Genomic DNA, 4,115 nt, shown 5'->3' on the forward strand with positions numbered 1-4,115 from the left:
TGTGGTGCCGGGGTTGGGCGGGGCCCCCCCCCGGTTCTGCGGTCCCCGGCTGGGGTTTCTGCGGGGCCCGGCCCGGGTTTCTGCGGGTCGCGCCCGGGTTCTGCGGTCCCCGGCCCGGGCCCCGCGTGGTCCGGGCCGGTTCTGCGGAGTCGTGCCCGGGTTCGGCGGGGTCCCGCCCCGGTTCTGCGGTCCCCGGCTCGGGTTTCTGCGGGGTCGCGCCCGGGTCCCGCCGGGTCTCGCCCGGGTTCTGCCGGGGCGCGGCTCGGAGCGCGGGCTTCGGGCGGGCGGCCGGGGCCGCGGTCCCGGCCCGTCAGACCGCCGCCTGCGTGGCCACCGGCTCCAGGCCCATCGGCAGGTCGCCGCGCGAGGTGATCCGGAGCTTGCGGTACACGCGCGTCAGGTGCTGCTCGACCGTGCTGACCGTCAGGTACAGCTTCGCCGAGATCTCCCGGTTGGTCAGCCCCTGCGCCGCCAGCGTCGCCACCCGCTGCTCGGAACTGCTGAGCTTCGCTGCGGCGCCCGCACCCGTATCCGTACCCGTATCGGCACCCGCCTCGGACGGCGTCCGGTCCCGGGGGGCCTGAGCCGCCAGCGGCGCATCGGGCAGGATCTCCCGGCACAGCGCCGTGGCGTCCGACTCCTTCGCCAGGTTCCACGCCGAACGGATCATCGCGCTGCCCTTCGCCGCGGAGCCGTCCGCCTGCAGCGCCCGCCCCAGCTCGGCCATCGCCCGCGCCGTCTCCACCCGGTCCCCGGAACGGTGCAGCGCGTCCACGGCCTGGCCCAGCACGGCCGTACGCCGCTGGGGGTCACCGGCCAGCGCCCGGATCCGCAGCGACACCCCCCGCACCCACGGCCGCTGCGCGTCCGGCAGGGCGAGCTGCCGGAGGGCGAGCTGCTCGGCCCGCGCCCCCTCGCCCAGCCGCAGCAGCGCCTCCGCCGCATCCGTACGCCACGGCAGGAACGCCGGCCGGTCCATGTGGCCGCCCTCCATCAGGCGCCCGGCTTCCAGGAAGTCCGCGAGTGCCGCGTGCGGCTGATTGAGCGCCAGCCGGTACAGGCCGCGGGCCCGCAGGAACGCCAGCCCGTACAGGCCCGTGAGCATGCCCTCCGGCACCTGGCGGTCGGTGAGCCGGGACGCCTCCGTGAAACGGCCCATCGCCGTGCACGCCCGGATCAGCACCGCCGCCGGTGCACACGAGAAGCTTCCGCCGCGCTCCGCAAGCGCCTCCAGGGCGGCCGTCGCCTGCCCGTGCGCACCCCGCAGATCGCCCATCCGCAGCAGCGCCTCGGCGTGCAGGGCGGCGAACACCGCGCTCCAGCCCGGCGCCTGGCAGCGGCGGGCCTCCTCCAGCAGGTTCCGGCTCCACGGCACGGCCCGCTCGGGATGCTCCGAGCAGATCAGCGACCGCAGGGCCTGCGCGAGCGGCGCCACCGTGGCATCGGTCAGCCGGGCCGACTGCAGCAGCCGCTCGCTCACCGCGGCCGGGGCGTCCACCAGCGTGTCCAGCGGGGAGGCGGCCGGCTCGCCGACGGCGTCCGGCAGCAGCCCGGCGGCCTCGGCGATCTGCCCCTGCGCGAGCAGCAGTCCGGCCAGCGGCTGCACCTGCTCGGTGTCCAGCAAGCCGGCCCGCGCGGACTCCAGCAGCGCGTCCAGCCGGCGCTCCGCGGCCGCCGGATCGAACCGGGCCGTGATCTGCGCGAGCCGCACCCGGATTCCGCGGCGCACGTGCTCCTCGCCCCGCCCCCGCACGGCGAGTTCCAACAGCCGCGAGGCCTCCCGTGCGTCATTGCGTACGAGGAGCTCCTCGGCCGCGTCCCGCAGTACGGCGACCTCCGCGGGCCCGCAGTCCACGGGCCCGCCCTCGCCACCGGCGGCCAGCAGGTGCCCGGCCACGGCGAGCACCGGCCCGCGGTCCTCACCCAGCACCCGGGCGGCCGCGACGTGCAGCGCGGTCCGGGTCTGCGGATCGCAGTCCTCCAGCGCGGCGGCACGCGCCGCGGGGTGACGGAAGCCCGCCCCGTCCAGCAGGCCCGAAGCCTCCAGTGCGGCCAGCCCGCGCCGGGCCGCCGCCGCGTCGAGCCCGGTCAGCCGGGTGACCCGGGCGGCGGACGCCTGCTCGCCGAGCAGCGCCACCGCCCGGGCCAGCGCGGGCCCGTCCGGCCCGCTGCGCCGCAGGCACGTCGCGACGGCCTGGGCGAACGGCCCGCCCGGCTCGGGGCTGCCGGCCTCCGCGGCCGCGAGCCCGGCGGCCTCCTCGACCAGGGCACGCAGCAGCAGGGGGTTGCCACCGCTGATCCGGTGCAGCTCCGCGGCGTCCTCCGGGCAGCCCCGTACGAGCGCCACCTCGTCCGCGGTGAGCCGCTCCAGCCGGATCCGCCGGAAGTGCGGCTGGCGCATCAGCTCGGTGGTGAACGCGGGATCCTGCGCCGGGGCGTGCAGTGCGCCGGCGACCACGACGAGCACCGGGGCGGTCCGCGCGTGCCGGGCCAGGTACTGCACGTACTGCAACGACTCGCGGTCCGCGTACTGGACGTCGTCGACGCAGAGCACGACCGGGCTGTCCAGGCTCAGTTCGCGCAGTTCCGCGCAGAACGCCTGCATCGCCTCGACCCGCGAGGGCGCCCCGGGGCCGTCGGACGGCCGCGGCAGGGCGAAGAGCTGCTCGCTGTTGACCAGCTGGCGCAGCACGCCGAGCGGCACCTGCTGCTCCTCGGCGGCGCCGACGGCGTACAGGACCGTCGCGCCGGTCGCGGCGGCCCGCTCGGCGACGAGGTCGACGAGCGCGCTCTTGCCGCATCCCGTGCCGGCCTCGATCAGCACGATCCGGGACCGCCCCGCCGCGCAGTCCGCGAGTGCCGTCTCCAGGAGGTCGATTCCGGCTTCCCTGCCCGCCAAGCCCGCCCGTGTCATAGTCGCCCCCGCCGTTGAAGGTCCACCCCTAACCGAGGACAGGATGGAGTTCGGCCGCTACAGAGGGGGTCGAGGAGACGCGGAGATCGGGACGGGATCCGGCCAGGACGGACTCAGGGCGCCGGCTGTACGCACAGCAGACCGGCGTCGCGCATTTCCTCGACCCAGATGTCGAGATCGGCCCGCGCGTTTTCCGGTGCGGTGTTCCACAATTCGGCGAGCGTGTCGGCGGCGATTCCCGCATCCCCGTCGTGGCGGCGCAGCACAATCCACATGGCGGTGCCCACCGGACCGCACCGGAAACGGCCCGGACCGGCTACGGAATCGGCGCGCAGTTCCAGACAGCCGTCCGCATCCACGGCGGCGGCGACCACCCCAGGCGTCGGTCGGACGCGCACGGCCACCTCCAGTGCCGGATCCGAGAAGTGTCGGCACCAGCCGATCGAGGACACCTCAAGCTATGGGTGAACGCCCGCCGGATCCATGGGGGCCGCCGCACTCTGGGGTGGCAGTTTCCGCCGACCCCCTACGGAGGGGTGAAAGCGCCCGGTCGGAAGTAGGGGGAGCAGACCGTCGCCGGAGCGGCGCTTCCGGCGGAATACCGCCCCCATTCCGGCGGAAAAGACCGTACGCGTGCACCGCTGCCGGGGCTGCCTGCTGGGCATCGACTGAAATCGACCGGCCAAACCGGATTGCTTCCGTTTGGCCGAATACCGTACGGGCTGCCGGTGGAATGGGGCGGTGGAAAACCGGGTGTCCGGATTTCCCGCGCGCCGCGACCGTTTCTCGACCGGTCCTCCAGCGGTCCTGGACGCGTTCGCGAGCGCGTCCGTGGCGGCGCCCGAGGGCCGGCTGCGGGATGCCGAGGGCGGCGTGGCAGGCCGGTCCGAGCCGCTCAACGGGCGGTCGAGTCTGACGCGATCGCGGTTCGCAAGGCTGACTCCTGCCCTGCTCATCCTCGGAGGTACCAGGTGAATCCGCCCACGCCCGTCGTCACCGACGCCGTCACCGACGCCGGCATCGACGCCGTCCCCGACGTCGTCCCCAGCAAGAGCGGGACAGGGCCCAAGGAAGTGCGCCGGCTCGACCGGGTGATCATCCGTTTTGCGGGTGACTCGGGTGACGGCATGCAGCTCACGGGTGACCGGTTCACCTCGGAGACGGCTTCCTTCGGGAACGACCTCTCCACGCTGCCGAACTT

At 75.0% G+C, this 4,115-nt stretch carries 3 protein-coding genes; 1 reads left to right on the forward strand and 2 read right to left on the reverse strand.

Going from position 1 to position 4,115, the window contains the following annotated elements; all coding sequences use genetic code 11:
• Nucleotides 1–310: 310 nt before the first annotated feature.
• Both ACFXA3_RS37400 and ACFXA3_RS37405 read right to left on the reverse strand, forming a co-directional pair.
• Nucleotides 311–2,899: an AAA family ATPase gene (locus ACFXA3_RS37400; protein ID WP_385194843.1), complete on the reverse strand. Its 2,589-nt coding sequence runs from the start codon at nt 2,897–2,899 to the stop codon at nt 311–313.
• 128 nt (nt 2,900–3,027) lie between these two features.
• Nucleotides 3,028–3,366 (reverse strand): PqqD family protein, encoded by a 339-nt coding sequence (locus ACFXA3_RS37405; protein WP_385194846.1) that lies wholly within the window; start codon nt 3,364–3,366, stop codon nt 3,028–3,030.
• Nucleotides 3,367–3,933: 567 nt separating this feature from the next.
• Between ACFXA3_RS37405 and ACFXA3_RS37410 the strand changes: the two genes are divergently transcribed.
• On the forward strand, nt 3,934–4,115 hold a 182-nt coding region (locus tag ACFXA3_RS37410), incomplete at its 3' end, for a hypothetical protein (protein WP_385194848.1).

Origin of the sequence: Streptomyces sp. NPDC059456 (assembly GCF_042750055.1) — a bacterium.
In the GTDB taxonomy this organism is placed as follows: Bacteria; Actinomycetota; Actinomycetes; order Streptomycetales; family Streptomycetaceae; genus Streptomyces.